The following is a 15904-nucleotide window of genomic DNA, read 5'->3' as shown; positions in this document are numbered from 1 at the left end:
TCAGCCTCCTGCTATCTGTGCGGCAATGCAACGCTCGACCATGATGCGGTCGGCGGCGAGGATCTCGGCGATCAGTGCGCCACGCTCCTTGGCGCTGACGAATTCCAGGCGGCGCAGACCGAGGGGATCGATTCCGTTTCGCAGGACATCAAGCGTGTCGCTCGAGGGGAGCGGAATTTCCCGACAGTCGGCATCGAAAGTCACTGCAAAGCCGGTGGCATCGCGGATCTGCTGCTGTGTGATCTCAGGCATGGTTTCGATGACAACCAACTCCCGGCTCGAGCGGTCGAGCCGGAACACACAAAGATCGGTGAACACCAGCGCCTCGCCGGTCCGATAGCCCATCGGCTCGCGTTCATTCTGGGTGAGCAAGCCGCGCGCCGAACTGGCGATCTCGACCGTCGCGACCAGCGACTGCACGGAATGGCGGGGAACGTAGAGCAGATAGTCGCGATGCATGTTGGCGACATCGGCCATGCCGCCCTGCCCGGGCAGCCGGATAAGGCCGCCGTCGCGCTTGCGTAGTGCGATGGTGTTGACGCGGCCGCGTCGATCGACCTGTGCGGCGCCGACGATCTCATGGGTCACCGCACCAGCCTGGTAATAGGTCGAGTAGGTGTCGTCGCCACCGGCATGCGCCACCGCCGTCTCGCAATCCAAGTTTTCGATCAGCGACAGGATCATCGGGCTCGGCGCGATGTCGAGGTGCCCACAGCTCATCGTGGCGATAATCATGTCAGGCGCGTGCGTCGCCTTGGCCAGCCGGTAGGCGACGTTGGCCAGCGGCGACACCGCACCGGCACTGGCAAAGCTGTCGTTGTCGAGCTCAGCGGCGATACGGGCGGCGATGATCTCGTCGACGGACGCTTTCTTTTCGCCATGCGCGATCGCCGGCATGGCGAGGGCCGTTTCAACGCGAACTTTCGCGGCTTCTTGCAGCAGCTCGGGCATGCCCTCGGACGGCAGGCGCAAGCTGTCCGCCAAGGGCGTTTCCTTGGTCGCGAACGCCTCCGACAATTTTTGATAATCCGTCACATAGAATGGCAGGCAGGAGGCCGGATAGGCGCCGCCCGGCGCCAGCGCTATGGCCGACACCTGATTGCGGGTGAGAATGCTTTGGCGGCCCTCATGGCGCAACGCCCCGACCGGGACAATTTCCTCGACCGTGACCAGCACCTGGCGCGCCGCGCCGGCCATGGCGAAATCCAGCGCCCGCGGCCCAATGATCTGGACATTGCCGCTCTCGTCGGCGCGCTGGGCGTGGACGACGAACGTATCGAGCCGCAGCGGCGGGATGAACCCGGTCTCGGTCCCGGCAACGGGATCGGGCGCGGAGATCGCGCCGGGCACACGCGCCAGCATGTCCGAGCCCAACGGGAGCTGGAACGGCATCGACGGCAGGTTCTGCTGCGCCGCCCGCAAGGCCTGAATCATCGCCAGCGCCGTCCAATCGCGGACGGGAACGGCATTTGTCTCGGCAACCGCGCGGAAACGCGGCGGAAGGCCGAAAATGTCCAGGCTGGAAAAGCAGAGGTCGATTTCCGCTACCGCATCCGCTTCGAGAAGCAGTTCGAGCGGCAGCCCACCGGCCCAGCAGACGTAGCGCAAATCCTTTATGCCGGACCCTGCTAGTGTACGCAGCAAAGCGATCGGCAGCCGGGCGAAATGATGGCCGCCGACGCCGAAGACGTCGCCACTTCCAACCAAAGCGGCCAGCCCTTCGACATCGGTGAAGCGCGGCCGGTTCGGCTTGACCAAGGAGGTCATTGCGCAGCCTTCGCCCGCGCGGCGCTTTTCTCGGCGAACGCCTTCACTCGCTGCTGGCCGATCTCGCTGCGATAAAGCCCGCCCAGAATATCGCGTTCCATGGCAAGGCCTTGGGCAAGGTCACCCGATACGGCATGCGCCGTCAGCGCTTTCAGTCCTTCGATGGCGGCAGCCGGTTCGGCGGCGATCATCTCGGCGAGTTCCAGCGCCCGCGGCATCAGCCTTTCCACGTCGACGACCTCGTTGACCAGTCCGGCGCCGATGAATTCGGAAGCCGGCACGATGGCGCCGGTCATCAGCAGGAGATTGGCACGGTTGTGGCCGAGTTTTTGGACGCCGCGTTGCGTGCCGCCGCCGCCGGGGGTCAGCCCGAGCTTGATCTCCGGCAGGCCGAGTTTCGCGAACTGGTTGGCGATGACGATGTCGCAGCACAGCACCAGTTCCATGCCGCCACCCAGCGCAAAGCCGTTCACCGCAGCGATCACCGGCTTGCGGTTGTTCTCGATCGCCGCATACATGCGGGTGCCTGCAGCCTGGAAGGCGTCGAATTCGGCAGCCGTCTGGCCGGCATATTCCTTGATGTCGGCGCCGGCCATGAAGCCGCGCCCCTCGCCGGTCACCACAATTGCACCGACGCCGTCATCCCCGGACAGCGCCTCGAAAACATCGGTGATCTCGCCTTGCATCAGCCGGTTCATGGCATTGAGCTGGTCGGCGCGCCGAAAGGTGACGACCGCGACGCGCCCGGATATGTCCAAGGTGAGTGTCCGGTAAACGCTCATCGTCAGGCCGCGTCCACGGTCATGTCGCCGGACGCCTCAAGTGCTGCAATCTCGTCTTTGGAGAGGCCGAACTCGGCCAGAATCTCGCGGCCATGCTGGCCGACCAGCGGGGCGGGCCGTTCGATGCTTGCGGGCGTCTCGCTCATCTTGACGGCCGGCGCGACCACCCTCACCTTGCCGCCGCGCGGATGATCGTAGCTGGTGATCATGCCCATGTGCTTGACCTGCGGGTCCTCGGCAGCGCGGCGGATATCCTTCACCTCGGCGCACCAGATATCGACTGCAAGCAGCCGCGCCAGCAGGTCTTGCGTCGCAAACTTCCTGGTCTCGGCATTGACCTTCTCGAACACCTCGTCGCGCTTGTCGAACAGCGTCTTCAGATCGTCGTAGACGGCAAGCTGCGGCGCCTCCAGCACCTCGTAAAGCGTCTTGAACGGGCTCATGGCTATCGACACATAGCCGCCGTCCTTGGTTTCATAGATGCCGAACGGCGCCTGCATTCCGGGATGGCCGATACCGGAATTCGGGCGCACGAAATCCTCACCGAGATTGAGCACGGCGACATATTCCTGGTTGAGATGCGCCAGCAGGCCGGCCAGCAGATTGACCTCGATCTTCTGGCCCTTGCCGGTTTTCTCGCGATAGTAGAGCGCCGACAATATGCCGTAGACCATGTTCATCGCGCCGATCTGGTCGGCGAGGCCGGCGCCGGCCGGAACAGGAGCCTGGTCGCCGCGGCCGGTGTTGGAGATCAGCCCGGACAGCCCCTGGATCAGCATGTCCTGGCCCGGGCGCTCGACATAAGGGCCTTCCTCGCCATAGCCGGAGCCCGAACAATAGATGATGCCGGGATTGACTGCCTTGAAGTCCTCGTAGCCATAACCAAGCTTGGCCAGTACGCCGGGACGAAAATTCTGCACGACGACGTCGGCCGTCTTGGCCATGTCCATGACGATGGCGTGCACCTTGCGGCTCTTCAGATTGAGCGCGATCGAGCGCTTGTTGCGGTTCCAGGCGAGGAAGTTCGGGCTCTCGGAGCCGCCGACCCATTTGGCAAAGAAGGTCATGCTGCGGAACATGTCGCCGGCGCCGGCACGCTCGATCTTGATGACATCGGCGCCCATATCGCCGAGCAGCTGCGTGGCGAATGGCCCCTGCAGCAGATGGCTGAAATCGAGGATGCGGACGCCTTCGAGGGCCTTGTTCATTTCATGTCTCGTTTCGTGTTGTCAAAGCAGATCGGGAACGTAGCGCGGCGCGGCGGTGAGCCCGCCATCGACGCGCAGGTCGGTTCCGGTGGTGAAGCCGGCGGCATCCGAAGCCAGATAGACAGCGGCTTCGGCCACTTCGGAGGGCTTGCCGATGCGGCCGAGCGGATGCATTTTGACCCAGGCCTTGGCGAGATTGCCGCCGATCTCCTTGATCAGCTTGTCGTTCATCGGCGTGTTGATGGTGCCCGGCGAGATCGAGTTGACGCGGATGTTGAGCGGGCCGAACTCGACCGCCATCTGGCGTGTCATCGCCATCACCGCGCCCTTGGCGCCGGCATAGGCGGTCCAGCCGTCGAGCCCGATATGCCCCTGCGCCGAGGCCATGTTGATGATCGAGCCCGATTTCTGCGCGATCATATGCGGCAGAGCGTATTTGCAGCCGCGAAAGACGCTGGTCAGGTTGACCGCGATCAGCCGATGCCATTGCTCGTCGGTCATCTCGTGCACCGGCATGCCGCCGATGGCGATGGCGGCGTTGTTGACCAGCACGTCGAGACGTCCGGCCTTCTTGACGGCCGTGTCGATGAGGTTGGCGATGTCGGCCTCCTTCGACACGTCGCAATGCAGGTAGTCGGCACGGTGGCCGGCGGTGCGCAAATCCGCAGCGAAGCTTTCGCCCTGTTCGTCGGCGATATCGCTCAGGAAGACATGCGCCCCCTCTCTCGCCATCGCCTCCGAAATCGCATGGCCGATGCCGTCGGCGGCACCGGTGACAACGGCGGTCTTTCCCTGCAAGCGAGCCATGTCAGCCTCCATTCGCACGCCGCCGCTTCGCCTCGTCAAGGGCGACCGCGGCTATGATGATCATGCCGGTGATGACGAGCTGCCACTCGGTCGGCAGGCCGAGCCCGCGCAGTCCGTTGGACAGGAACTGCAGGATCAGCACCCCGAGCGCCATGCCGGTCAGGCTGCCGATGCCGCCGGCAAGGCTGACCCCGCCGAGCACTGTGGCGGCAACGACCTGGAACTCGAAATTCAGTCCGGCCGTATGCTGCGCCGAGCCGACGCGAGCCGCGAGAATAATGCCGGCAACCGTTGCCAGCAGCGCGCTGATGATGAAGCAGATGAACTTGACGCGGCGCACGTCATAGCCGGCAAGCCGCGCCACTTCCGGATTGCCGCCGACGGCATAGATCTGCCGTCCGAACGGCCGGTGCCGCATCATGTAGGCGAAGGCGGCAAGCAGGACGAGCGCAATCACCGCCGAATAGGGAACGACATTGAACAGGCGGCCATCCGACAGCGCAATGAAACTGTCCAGAGCGGCATCGTCGGGGATCGCCCGCTGGCCGGTATAGAGATAGACGCCGCCGCGCATGATGAACATCGTGCCGAGCGTCACGATTAGCGAGTTGATCCCGGCATAGGCGGTGAGATAGCCATTCACCATGCCGATGATCAGCCCGAACAGCAGGGCGCCACTCACGCCGAGCAGCAGCGAGTTGGTGTCGTTCATGATGATGATCAGCGGCAGCGCTATGGTCGCCAGCAGCGATCCGATCGAAATGTCGACCTCGCCGGACATGAAGACGATAGCGCAGCCGATGCCGGCGGTCAGCGCGAGTGAAGCCTGCCCAAGCACGTTGGTCATGTTGCGCACGGAGAAGAAATTCTCGGCGGTAAAGGAAAAGAACGCGATCACCAGGATAAGGCAGAGGAGCAGCGCCAATTCCTGCCGCGCGAAGAGCCGCGCCAGCATGGACGGCCCGGCTCTCATCGTCCCTGTGCTTGCCAGGCTCATCGCTTGCTCCCTTCGAAGGCGTCGGCCGAATGACAGGGAGTGCTGCCGCAAAGCGTCATCATCTTATCCGATCGCTGCATTGAGGATTTTCTCCTGCGTGGCGTCGTCGCGCGACATGATCGCGGTGAGCCGGCCTTCGCACATCACCGCGATACGGTCGGAAAGGCCCAGCAGCTCGGGCATTTCCGATGTCATCATGACGACCGCAAGGCCCTCGCCGGCGAGCCGGTCGATGAGCGCGAAGATCTCCGACTTGGCGCCGACATCGATGCCGCGGGTCGGCTCGTCGACGACGATCACCTTGAGGCCCCGCATCAGCCAGCGCGAGATCAGCACCTTCTGCTGATTGCCGCCGGACAGGTTCTTGATCTCCTGGAACAGGCTGGGCGTCTTGATGCGGAAGCGGTCGACATAGTCCTGCACCGCCTTGCGTTCCCCGGCCTTGTCGATAAAGCCCATACGGGCGAAGGCGCCGAGCGAGGCGAGGCTGGCATTCTGGTAAACCGGCAATTCGCCCATCAGCCCTTCGCTCTTGCGGTCTTCGGTAAGCAGGCCGATGCCGAGCCGGACACCCGTATGCGTGTCGTGCGGCATCAGGCGGTGACCGTCGACGGAAATCGTGCCGGAGGTGATCGGATCGAAGCCGACAACCGCCTTGGCAAGTTCGGTTCGGCCGGCCCCCATCAAGCCGAAGAAGCCGAGGACTTCGCCGGCATGCGCTTCGAACGATACGTCCTTCAGCTTCTTCGCCGTGCTGAGCCCTTGCACGGATAAGGCGACCTTGCTGCCCGGCGCGCCGCGCTTGCGCGGAAACAGGCTTTCGATGCGACGGCCGATCATGTCCTGGATCAGCGTATCATTGGTGTGATCGCCGATCGGTCGGGTCGAGACATGCCGGCCGTCGCGCAGAACACTGACCGTGTCGGCGATCTCGAAAACCTCATCGAGCTTATGGCTGACATAGAGCACCGCGATGCCGAGCGCGGCCAGCCGGCGGATGACGGTGAACAGCAGCGAAATCTCGTTTGGCGTCAGCGAGGATGTCGGCTCGTCCATGACCACGACGCGGGCTTCGTGGGCGAGCGCGCGAGCGATCTCGACCATCTGCTGCTGGCTGACCGGCAGCGATCCCGTTCGCGCCGCCGGATCGACGTCGAAGCCGATGCGATTGAACAGCGCGGCCGAATCCGCGCGGATCTTCCTCCAGTCGATCGATCCGCCTTTGCCGGTCGGATAGCCCTCGAGGAAGATGTTCTCGGCGACGGTGAATTCGGAGATCAGCGCGATCTCCTGGAACACGACCTTGATGCCTTCTTTCAGGCTGTCGCGCGGCGACTTGATGTCGAGCTCGCGACCGTGCATGCGGATGGTGCCGGCATCCTTGCCGTAGACCCCGGCCATGATCTTGATCAGCGTCGACTTGCCGGCGCCGTTCTCGCCCATCAAGGCGTGGATCTTGCCCGGCTCTAGGGTGAGATCGACATTGTCCAGCGCCACCACGCCCGGAAAGCGCTTGTCGATGCCGCGCATCTCGAGCGCCGGCACGCCTGTGTCGACGGCCGCGCCTTCGCCGGGGTGAAGAAAATCAACCGACATTGGCTCTGTTCCGGATGATGTCGAGATAGGTTGCCAGAATGATGACGATGCCGGGCACCACCATCTGCAGGTCCTGGTTCCAGCCCAAGATGATGATGCCGTTGTCGATCACTTTTAGCACCAGCACGCCAAGCAGCGTGCCGAACAGCGAGCCGCGCCCGCCGAGCAGGCTGGTGCCGCCGAGGATGACGGCGGCGATCACCGTCAGCTCGAAGCCGCGTCCGGCGGTCGGCTGGCCCGCATTCATCAGCGACGCCAGGATCATGCCGGCGACCCCGACGCATAGGCCGGTGACAACGAAGGCGAACAGTTTCAGGCGTTCCGAACGCACACCCGAAAGACGAACCGCTCGCTCATTGGCACCGACCGCATAGAGGTAACGGCCAAGCGTGGTGAAGCGCAGCGTCACGGCTGCGATGGCGAAGATGACCACCGCGATGACAACGGGCAGCGGGATGGCGCCGATATAGCCGGCACCCAGATCGGTGAAGCTGATCAGCCGGTGGTGGTTCTGCACGGCCTCGCGGGTGAACAGGTAGACGCCGCCCTGCAGCATCATCATCGTGCCGATGGTGGCGATCAGCGAGTTCACCTTCAGCCTGGTGACGACCAGACCGTTGAACAGGCCGACCCCGCCGGCAAAGGCGAGCGCCGCCAGCATGCCGAGCGCGAGGCTGTGCGTCGAGTTGAGCACGGCCATGCCGATACAGCCGGTAAAAGCGAGAGACGCTCCGACCGACAGATCGACCTCAGCGGTGATGATCAGCATGGTCATGCCCGAGGCGACGATCAGCACTAGCGCGCATTGGCGCAGGATGGCGATGACATTGGCCTCTGAATAGAACTGTGGCGCCGCGATCGAGATGGCGATGCAGAGCACGGCCAGGATGATCCCCAGCACGAGCTGGCTGCTGCCCAGCAGCTGGCCGCCGATGAAACGCCTTGGCGCGGGAGATTGCGTAAGCTCGCTCATTTCCATTTCATTTCCGGCGGGCGGTTGACCTGTTTTGCCGTCGACATCCGATCGGCCGCCCTTCCCGCCGAGCGGGAAGGGCGATCCGGAATCCCTATTTCTTCAGGTCGGCGGAGGTTTTCATGCACTTTTCCGGCGGCTGGAGCGCGTTGACGGCGTCCCATTTGATCGTCCGGATAGTGCCGTCGTAATCGTAGAACTTCTTCCAGTCGTCGCCGTTCATCGGCGCGGTCGGGCTGACGATGTGCTCGGGCACCTCTTCGCCGTTGAACAGCTTCACCGCGGCATCGATAGCGGTGTAGCCTTCCTTTTCCGGGAACATCGCGGCTTCGATGCGGTAGGACGGTTCGTTCTGTATTGCATTGATGAAGGCAAGGCCTTCGCCGCCGGTACCGACCGTCAACAAATTATCCTGCGACTTGCCGGCCGCTTTCCAGGCCTGCAGGCCGCCCAGCGACGAGGAATCGTTGATACCGTAGATGATGTTGATGTCGGCGTTCTTGGCCAATGCCGCCGAAGACACTTCGAGCGCGCGGTCGGGATTGCCGCCGCCGTCGAGATCGTGAACCATGACAGCGTCGGGGATGATGGTCTTCAGGCCGTCCATGAAGCCTTGCGAACGCAGGACGGTGGCGGACAGGAGCGGCAGGCCGACATTCATCACCTGAGCCTTGCCGCTAAGCTTTTCCTTGGCGTATTTGCCGGCTTCGACGCCGGCCGTGTAGCCGGTATCATAGTCACAGATCGCGACCATGGTCGTCATGCCCTTGACCGGGTTGCCCTCCAGGACGACGGGGACGTCGTTGGATTTCGCCTGGCGCAGCAGCGGCACGACGCCCTCTTCGTTGACAGGCGTGACAATCAGCACGTCGACGCCCTTGGCCATGAAGTCTTCCGCGGCAGAAACCTGCTTGGCGATATCGAGATTGGCGTCCTGCACCTCGAGCTCGATGCCGAGTTCCTTGGCCCGGGCCTGCATGCCCTTGATGACATTCTGATACCACTCATGGGTGGCGTAGTTGGTGACGTAGCCGATGCGCTTCGGCATATTTTCGGCCTGCGCGGCTGCGGCGCTCAGGGCCAGAGCGGCCGCCGAGGCAAACAGGATTGATTTGGACCAGTTCATCTTCTTCTCCCAGATATCATCTTGTTAGTTGCTGAACGGATAGTCCCGCCGTTCCGGGTCGGTACGTGACGAAGCGATGATTTCACCCGCGCCTAGCGCCGCCGATATTGTCTCGGCGGCCGCTTTTGCCCGTTCGAAGACGGTTTCGCGATCGAACCGTGCGGCCTTCTGCGGCAGGAAAGGGACGGTGAGCGCGGCAATGACCGCACCGGTGTGATCGCGCACCGGCATCGAGATGTTGGTGCAGGCCGCAACGGCCAGCGAGGCGCGCATCTCGTAGCCGAGCCTGGCGACCTCGTTCAGCCGCGCTTCGATTTCGGCCCGCGTGCCCTGTCCTTCGCCGGCGGCCACGATCCGCTCGACGATGCGGTCGCGCTCTGCCTGGTTCGAATGTGCGAGCAGCACCGCGCCGGAACTCGTTTCGAGGATCGGGAAATGCGAGCCGAGCGCGACCGAGTAGCGCATCGGCAAAGGCGAATCGATCTGCAGCACCACCAGCGCGCTCTCGCCTTCGCGGACGACCAGATGGCAGCTTTGATCGGTGTTGGCTGAGAGCTCGCGCATTACCGGCAGCGCGCATTCGACCAACCGGTTTACCGGCGGATGCATATGCGCCAACTCGAACAGTTTTAGCGAAAGACGGAAGCGGTCGGATTGCGTCCTGAAGATGTAGCCGCGCTTCTCCAGCAGAAGCAGGATGCGGTAGATTTCGTGAATGGAGCGTCCCAGGCCGGCGGCGATCTCGGTCTGGGTCAGCGGCTCGGCGCTGGAAGCCATGAACTCCAAGACGTCGAGCGCCTTTTCCACTGCCGGCACACGATAGCCGTTGCGGCCGCTTTCGCCTTCATCGACGATCTGGGCTATGTCGGCGGCCATTTATGCGACGCTCCGTTCCGGTTGGCCTTGCCTGGTTTCGCGGTAAAGGCGGTTCAGCCGGTCCGCGAGTTCGGTCGCGGGCATGTCGCCGGCGATGGCAGCGGCCGCATATGGCGCGCATTCGCGGAAAAAGGTGATGAAGCCCGGATGCGTCGGGCGCAGGTATGACGCCTCGATCGTCGCAAGCGTCGAGCTGAAGAAATTGCCGGAAAGATCGTTGACTTCGGCGTCCTTCCACGCCGCCAGCGACCCCGGCTGTCCGCCTGACTTCACGTAGTCGCCACGCTGGTAACCGGGCGAGCATAGGAAAAGCGCGTAGTCGATGGCGGCCTGCCTGTGTTTCGATTGGGCGCTGACCCCGATGCCGGCGCCACCGAGCAAGGCGCCGGCGGATCGCGGGGTCGGCACATCGGCGAAACGCAGATACGGCCTGTCGGCCTTCGAGGCATAGTTCACATAGCCGAAGGCGAACGGCACATAGACGACATCGTCATGCGCGATCATGTGGTCATAGCAGCGGATCGGGTTCCATTTCGACGAATTCGGATGCGACAGCTCGGCAAGCTGGCGCAGCTGCCCGACAGCCTGCTCGACCTTGTCCCTTGCAATGAACTCCTCGCCGTTTTCCTGCGGATGGCCGAGCGTCAAGAGCAGGCACATGGCGTCCGTCGGCACGAACGGCAGGCCAAGCCACTTGCCGTCCTTGCGCGCGCGCCGGCCAAGCTCCAGCACCTCTTCATGAGTGGTGGGCACCGCAGCGTAGCGCTCCAGCAGATCCGGGCGATAGGATGCGACCTGGCAGGCGGCATCGATCGGCAGCGCCCACTGGCGGCCGCTCCTTGCATAGGACCGCCAAGACGCGCCGACCGAGTCGTGCTCGGAAAAGCGGCGCTGCTCCGCCGGCAGATAGCCGTCGAACGGCACCATCAGCTCGCCGTCGGCGATGTCGCCGATAAACGGATGATCGAACACGACCAGATCGTAGGTGCCGAGCACTGGACCGAGCGCGCCCTCGCCGAACTCGTAGAGGCTGCGGCGGTCCCATTCGATCTCCAGGCCGGGATTGGTTGCGCAATACGTCTCGGCGCTGGCGTCTAGCGGACCCCAGCAGCGTCGATGATCCCACGCAAGACCGCGCAGTCTTGTCATCCCTGAAATTCCTCCCTGAACCGAGCGTGCGCCCGGTCCGTCGATTAGTAGCAGGTATTTTCACCTGAACAAGTCGTTTTTATATATGCAAACTGTGCCCGTTCCTTTCCGACGACGTCAAGCAAGTCCAAAACGCTCCACGGCGCGCATGATGCCGCGCAACTCGGCAAGGCCTTTCAGGCGGCCGATCAACGAGTAGCCGGGGTTGATCCTGGTCTTGCCGATATCGTCGGCGAGCAGATGGCCGTGATCGGGACGCATCGGAATCCGCCAGTCGGCGCGGCCTTCCTTTCGGCGGCGTGTTTCTTCCTGCATCAAAGCGAGGATGACATGCGCCATGTCGGTGCCGCCCTCCAGATGCTCGGCTTCATAGAACGAGCCGTCATCCTCGATGGTTACATTGCGCAGATGGACGAAATGGATCCGGTCGGCAAATTCCTTGATCATGCCGACGATGTCGTTGTCTGCGCGCGTGCCGTAGGAGCCGGTGCAGAATGTCAGGCCGTTGGCCGGGCTGTCGACGGCGTCGAGGATGAAACGCGCGTCCTCGGCGGTCGAGACGATCCGCGGCAAGCCATAGAGCGAGAAGGGCGGATCGTCGGGATGGATGCACATGCGCGCACCGACTTCTTCGGCGACCGGAACGATCTCGCGCAAGAACCAGGCAAGATTGTCGCGCAACTCCTTCGGCCCGATCGCATCATATTCCGCCAATGCCTCGCGAAAACTCTCGCGATTATAGCTCCGCTCGGTCGCCGGCAGGCCGGCAATGAGATTGCGCTCGATCCTGTCGATCTGCTCGTCGCTCAGTTCCTTCAGTCGCGATTCCGCCTCGGCGATACGGGTGGCACTGTAACCGGCCTCGGCATTCCTGCGCTTCAGCACAAATAGGTCGTAGGCCGCGAAATCGATCGCATCGAAACGCAGCGCATAACCCGTTGTTGGAAGCCGATAGGCAAGATCCGTGCGGGTCCAGTCGACCACGGGCATGAAATTGTAGCAGATCGTCGCAATGCCGGCCTTGGCGAGCGCACGGATCGTGTCCTTGTACAAGCCGACATAGCGGAGCCTTTCAGCCGAGCCGATCTTGATCGAGTTGTGAACGGGAATGCTCTCGACGACCGACCAGCTCAGCCCTGCCGCCTCGATGGTCCGCTTGCGCTCCAGAATGCTCTCGAGTGGCCAAGCGCGGCCGTCATAGATATTATGCAGGGCGGATACGACGCCCGTGGCTCCGGCCTGCTTGACATGTTCGAGCGTCACCGGATCGTCCGGTCCATACCAGCGCCAGCACTGTTCCATTGCATTTTTCCTTTTGTGAGAGCACGGCAACTTATTGTTGGACCACAACAAGTGTCAAACTCAAGTTTGAGCTTATTTCCGAGATAGCCGTCCCCAAGTTTGATCGAAAGCGCCCGAAGGTCGGGCCAAAGCCGATTGTTTTCCCTAACGGCTGCGTTATGTTGGTCCAACAATTAAGGAAGGCTCGACCTTGGAAAATTCTCAAGCCGCGCGCGAGAACGCCGCGGCGCGGCGCAGCAACGGCGGGTCCGCGGTCGACACGACGGCCGGGCGGATTCTTGATCTCATCCGCGTGCGGCAGCTGAATGTCGGCGACGTGCTGCCGACCGAGCGTGAGCTCAGCGAGCTTACCGGCGCCAGCCGCAATACCGTACGCGAGGCATTGCGCACAATCCGCACCTACGGGCTTATCGAACCAAAACCTCGCGTCGGCGCCGTCCTGGCCAACGGGCAGAGCATGGCTATCCAGAATTTTTTCGCGGCGCATATGGATATCTCACGCTCATCCTTCGCCGACATACAGGGGTTCAGGCGCATCATCGAGGTCGGCATCGGCGACCATATCGTCCTGCATGCCTCGAACGAACAGATCGAAGCACTTGACGAGATCAACGGCCAGATCGTTGCGAGCCGCTCGATCGAGGAGGCGGCCGCGAACGATTTCGATTTCCACATGGCGCTGATCGGGTTGTCGGATAATCGCATGCTGGCGGACATGTATTCCTTCCTTTCTCCCGTGATCCTGCGGATCATGAGGATAGGAAAGGAAATGCGCCCGATGCTGGCCGACACAAGACGCGCCCATGGCGAGATCGTCGCGGCGCTGCGCTCGCGCGACAGGGTGGCCTATGCCTATTTGATGAGCCGCCATCTCGATTTCGCCCTGCGATTCCTGCCGGAAGAGCAGGTTTCCGACGGCCAATAAGGAATTTCCACAATGAAGGATTTCGACGGCAAGATCGCTCTGGTGACGGGGACGACCGGGATCGGCCTGGCAACCGCCCGACGTCTTGCGGTAGGGGGTGCTGCGATCATCGCCTGCGGCATCGACCGTGCGGCCAACGCGGCGATGACGGCGGAACTGGACAGATCCGGCGCCGGGGCGCTGGTCATGGCCGTCGACGTGTCCGTGCCGGATCAGGTTCGCGACGCGGTCACCGCCGGCGTCGAGCGGTTCGGCGGCCTCGATATCATCGTCAATTCCGCAGCGGTCCATCCGTACGGAACCGTTGTCAGCACCGACTTCGACACCTGGAACAAGGCGATGTCCGTCAATGTCGGCTCGATCTATCTGACCGCGCATTTCGGCATTCCCGAGATGATGAAGAGAGGCGGCGGTGCCATCGTCAACGTGGCTTCGGTGCAGGGCTTTGCCTGTCAGCAGAACGTCGCCGCCTATGCCACGACCAAGGGCGCCATCCACACGCTGACGCGCTCTCTGGCGCTCGACTACGCGCGCTCCGGCATTCGCGTCAATTCCGTCAGCCCGGGCTCGATCCGCTCCCCTATTCTGGAAAAGGCGGCGCGCGGCGAGAATGGCACCGACGCCGATGTCGAGGCGGGCTATAAGCGCTTCGGCGAAGCCCACCCCATCGGACGCATCGGCGAGCCGGAGGAAGTGGCGGAACTCATCGCCTTTCTATGTTCGTCGAAAGCCGGATTCTGCACTGGTGCGGACTACCGGATCGATGGCGGCCTGACTGCCGGCATCGGCGTGAAGTAGAACAGGAATCGCCATCGGCCTGCCTTGAGACGCTGACGTCTGACGATTTTCGAAGCCCCAAAGGCGAACCAGTAGCGCGTAACATGCGCGAGTTTGCATAGTGCACTTGCAGCCGAGTCAACCGTCTGATTCCCTTAGGCACGCTGGGCTGTCCTGATTCGCTCACTGTCCAAAGTCTGCAGTGCGCCGGGAACAAGCCTTCCACCGACCGCTGCGCTTGCGCATTCAACGGGAGAGACGGCAAATGAACACCGCAACGAGGCCGGAAATCTCGGAAATGAGGCCCAAAATATCCGTCGTCGGTGTAGGCGGCGGTGGCGGCAATGCCATCAACAACATGATCGCCGAAGGCTTGCAGGGCACTGAATTTATCGTTGCCAATACCGATGCCCAGGCGCTCACCATGTCGAAGGCAACGCGGCTGATCCAACTAGGAGCTCACGTTACCGAAGGCCTGGGTGCAGGATCGCTGCCCGAGGTTGGCCATGCCGCAGCTGTGGAATCGATTGATGAAATCATGGACCATCTTGCGGGAACGCATATGTGTTTCGTGACCGCAGGGATGGGAGGCGGGACTGGAACCGGTGCGGCGCCGGTCATAGCGCAGGCCGCGCGCAATGCGGGAATACTGACGGTGGCCGTCGTCACCAAGCCGTTCGTGTTCGAAGGGACCCGTCGAATGCGTGCGGCCGATGAGGGCATCGAGCGGCTTCGCGAAAGCGCCGATACGGTCATCGTCATCCCGAACCAGAACCTCTTCAGGATCGCCGATGCCAAGACGACGTTCGCGGACGCGTTCGCCATGGCGGATCGCGTCCTCTACGCCGGCGTTGGCTGCATCACCGACCTCATCGTCAAGGAAGGGCTGATCAATCTCGACTTTGCCGATGTGAAGTCGGTGATGCGCGATATGGGCCGCGCGATGATGGGAACCGGCGAAGCCACCGGGGAGGACCGCGCCAGGAAGGCGGCCGAAGCGGCGATCGCAAACCCGCTTCTCGACGAAGCGTCCATGATGGGCGCCAAGGGCGTCCTTGTCTCGATATCGGGCGGCACCGACATGACGCTGTTCGAGGTCGATGAAGCCGCCACCCGCATACGCGAGGAGGTCGACGCCGACGCCGATATCATCGTCGGCGCCATTTTCGACAAGGCACTCGCCGGAAAATTCAGGGTGTCGGTGGTTGCGACGGGATTGCGGCGAGGGCTTGAGATACCGCTGACGGCGGTGTCAGAAAACCGTGTGAATTGATCGGCACCAAAGCAAAACCCCAGCAACCGTCTTGTGGATGCTGGGTTTGTCGAAGCTGGTTGCCGGGACAGGATTTTGACTTCTCTGTCCGCTCCCACCGCCCGGTTTCAAACGCAAAACGGCCCGCTTGAAGCGGGCCGTTTTTGTGTTTGGTTGCGGGGACAGGATTTGAACCTGTGACCTTCAGGTTATGAGCCTGACGAGCTACCGGGCTGCTCCACCCCGCGTCACCGGACTTTTGCCGGAGGCAAAATGTCCTTCTTGATGCCTTCCGCCAATTGAAAGGGCCGCTTACGCGGCCCGTTCTCCCGATTGGCGGGCCTGTTTGTAGAGAGAAGATTTGGAT

General features: G+C 62.6%; 14 protein-coding genes and 1 tRNA gene. 3 read left to right on the top strand and 12 right to left on the bottom strand.

Annotated elements, in window-relative coordinates; translation table 11 throughout:
* The 11 genes from AC0L26_RS22380 to uxuA form a co-directional block, all read right to left on the bottom strand.
* On the bottom strand, positions 1 to 1767 hold the full coding sequence (locus tag AC0L26_RS22380; protein WP_473634544.1) for a CoA-transferase: 1767 nt from the start codon (positions 1765 to 1767) through the stop codon (positions 1 to 3).
* Positions 1764 to 2525 carry an enoyl-CoA hydratase/isomerase family protein gene (locus AC0L26_RS22375; protein WP_473634543.1) on the bottom strand — a complete coding sequence of 254 codons (762 nt, stop codon included), beginning with the start codon at positions 2523 to 2525 and terminating at the stop codon, positions 1764 to 1766. Before AC0L26_RS22375 ends, AC0L26_RS22380 begins: the two co-directional genes overlap by 4 nt.
* A gap of 26 nt (positions 2526 to 2551) precedes the next feature.
* Positions 2552 to 3757: a CaiB/BaiF CoA transferase family protein gene (locus AC0L26_RS22370; RefSeq protein WP_473634542.1), complete on the bottom strand. Its 1206-nt coding sequence runs from the start codon at positions 3755 to 3757 to the stop codon at positions 2552 to 2554.
* Between the two features lie 21 nt (positions 3758 to 3778).
* Entirely contained in the window at positions 3779 to 4564 is a 786-nt protein-coding gene (locus AC0L26_RS22365) for an SDR family NAD(P)-dependent oxidoreductase (protein WP_473634541.1), read from the bottom strand.
* A gap of 1 nt (position 4565) precedes the next feature.
* Positions 4566 to 5561 carry an ABC transporter permease gene (locus tag AC0L26_RS22360; protein WP_473634540.1) on the bottom strand — a complete coding sequence of 332 codons (996 nt, stop codon included), beginning with the start codon at positions 5559 to 5561 and terminating at the stop codon, positions 4566 to 4568.
* 63 nt (positions 5562 to 5624) lie between these two features.
* Entirely contained in the window at positions 5625 to 7157 is a 1533-nt protein-coding gene (locus AC0L26_RS22355; protein WP_473634539.1) for a sugar ABC transporter ATP-binding protein, read from the bottom strand.
* Positions 7147 to 8130: an ABC transporter permease gene (locus tag AC0L26_RS22350; protein ID WP_473634538.1), complete on the bottom strand. Its 984-nt coding sequence runs from the start codon at positions 8128 to 8130 to the stop codon at positions 7147 to 7149. Before AC0L26_RS22350 ends, AC0L26_RS22355 begins: the two co-directional genes overlap by 11 nt.
* A gap of 94 nt (positions 8131 to 8224) precedes the next feature.
* Positions 8225 to 9256: a sugar ABC transporter substrate-binding protein gene (locus AC0L26_RS22345; RefSeq protein ID WP_473634537.1), complete on the bottom strand. Its 1032-nt coding sequence runs from the start codon at positions 9254 to 9256 to the stop codon at positions 8225 to 8227.
* 24 nt (positions 9257 to 9280) lie between these two features.
* Positions 9281 to 10132: an IclR family transcriptional regulator gene (locus AC0L26_RS22340; protein WP_473634536.1), complete on the bottom strand. Its 852-nt coding sequence runs from the start codon at positions 10130 to 10132 to the stop codon at positions 9281 to 9283.
* The gene (locus AC0L26_RS22335; RefSeq protein WP_473634535.1) at positions 10133 to 11281 is read right to left on the bottom strand and encodes an extracellular solute-binding protein; all 1149 of its coding nucleotides are present in this window, start codon (positions 11279 to 11281) and stop codon (positions 10133 to 10135) included.
* A gap of 117 nt (positions 11282 to 11398) precedes the next feature.
* Complete coding sequence (uxuA, locus tag AC0L26_RS22330; RefSeq protein ID WP_473634534.1) at positions 11399 to 12583, bottom strand: mannonate dehydratase; 1185 nt, start codon at positions 12581 to 12583, stop codon at positions 11399 to 11401.
* 190 nt (positions 12584 to 12773) lie between these two features.
* Between uxuA and AC0L26_RS22325 the strand changes: the two genes are divergently transcribed.
* The 3 genes from AC0L26_RS22325 to ftsZ all read left to right on the top strand — a co-directional run bounded on the left by AC0L26_RS22325 (position 12774) and on the right by ftsZ (position 15558).
* The gene (locus AC0L26_RS22325; protein WP_473634533.1) at positions 12774 to 13508 is read left to right on the top strand and encodes a FadR/GntR family transcriptional regulator; all 735 of its coding nucleotides are present in this window, start codon (positions 12774 to 12776) and stop codon (positions 13506 to 13508) included.
* A 12-nt stretch (positions 13509 to 13520) separates the two neighbouring features.
* Positions 13521 to 14306, top strand: a complete 786-nt coding sequence (locus AC0L26_RS22320; protein ID WP_473634532.1) for an SDR family NAD(P)-dependent oxidoreductase — start codon at positions 13521 to 13523, stop codon at positions 14304 to 14306.
* A gap of 244 nt (positions 14307 to 14550) precedes the next feature.
* Complete coding sequence (ftsZ, locus tag AC0L26_RS22315; RefSeq protein WP_352939532.1) at positions 14551 to 15558, top strand: cell division protein FtsZ; 1008 nt, start codon at positions 14551 to 14553, stop codon at positions 15556 to 15558.
* Between the two features lie 150 nt (positions 15559 to 15708).
* On the opposite strand, the gene AC0L26_RS22310 is transcribed toward ftsZ, so the two are convergent.
* Positions 15709 to 15785 (bottom strand) — tRNA-Met (locus AC0L26_RS22310).
* Positions 15786 to 15904: the final 119 nt, after the last annotated feature.

Source organism: Mesorhizobium sp. WSM4823, assembly GCF_055811195.1.
Note: the sequence above shows the minus strand (reverse complement) of the source record. Positions and strands in the feature narration are given on the sequence as shown.

Coding starts and splice junctions, on each gene's coding strand:
- AC0L26_RS22320 (WP_473634532.1), top strand. CDS start 13,521: ATGAAGGATTTCGACGGCAAGATCGCTCTGGTGACGGGGACGACCGGG.
- AC0L26_RS22340 (WP_473634536.1), bottom strand. CDS start 10,132: ATGGCCGCCGACATAGCCCAGATCGTCGATGAAGGCGAAAGCGGCCGC.
- AC0L26_RS22335 (WP_473634535.1), bottom strand. CDS start 11,281: ATGACAAGACTGCGCGGTCTTGCGTGGGATCATCGACGCTGCTGGGGT.
- AC0L26_RS22370 (WP_473634542.1), bottom strand. CDS start 3,757: ATGAACAAGGCCCTCGAAGGCGTCCGCATCCTCGATTTCAGCCATCTG.
- AC0L26_RS22360 (WP_473634540.1), bottom strand. CDS start 5,561: ATGAGCCTGGCAAGCACAGGGACGATGAGAGCCGGGCCGTCCATGCTG.
- ftsZ (WP_352939532.1), top strand. CDS start 14,551: ATGAACACCGCAACGAGGCCGGAAATCTCGGAAATGAGGCCCAAAATA.
- AC0L26_RS22365 (WP_473634541.1), bottom strand. CDS start 4,564: ATGGCTCGCTTGCAGGGAAAGACCGCCGTTGTCACCGGTGCCGCCGAC.
- AC0L26_RS22350 (WP_473634538.1), bottom strand. CDS start 8,130: ATGAGCGAGCTTACGCAATCTCCCGCGCCAAGGCGTTTCATCGGCGGC.
- AC0L26_RS22345 (WP_473634537.1), bottom strand. CDS start 9,256: ATGAACTGGTCCAAATCAATCCTGTTTGCCTCGGCGGCCGCTCTGGCC.
- AC0L26_RS22355 (WP_473634539.1), bottom strand. CDS start 7,157: ATGTCGGTTGATTTTCTTCACCCCGGCGAAGGCGCGGCCGTCGACACA.
- uxuA (WP_473634534.1), bottom strand. CDS start 12,583: ATGGAACAGTGCTGGCGCTGGTATGGACCGGACGATCCGGTGACGCTC.
- AC0L26_RS22380 (WP_473634544.1), bottom strand. CDS start 1,767: ATGACCTCCTTGGTCAAGCCGAACCGGCCGCGCTTCACCGATGTCGAA.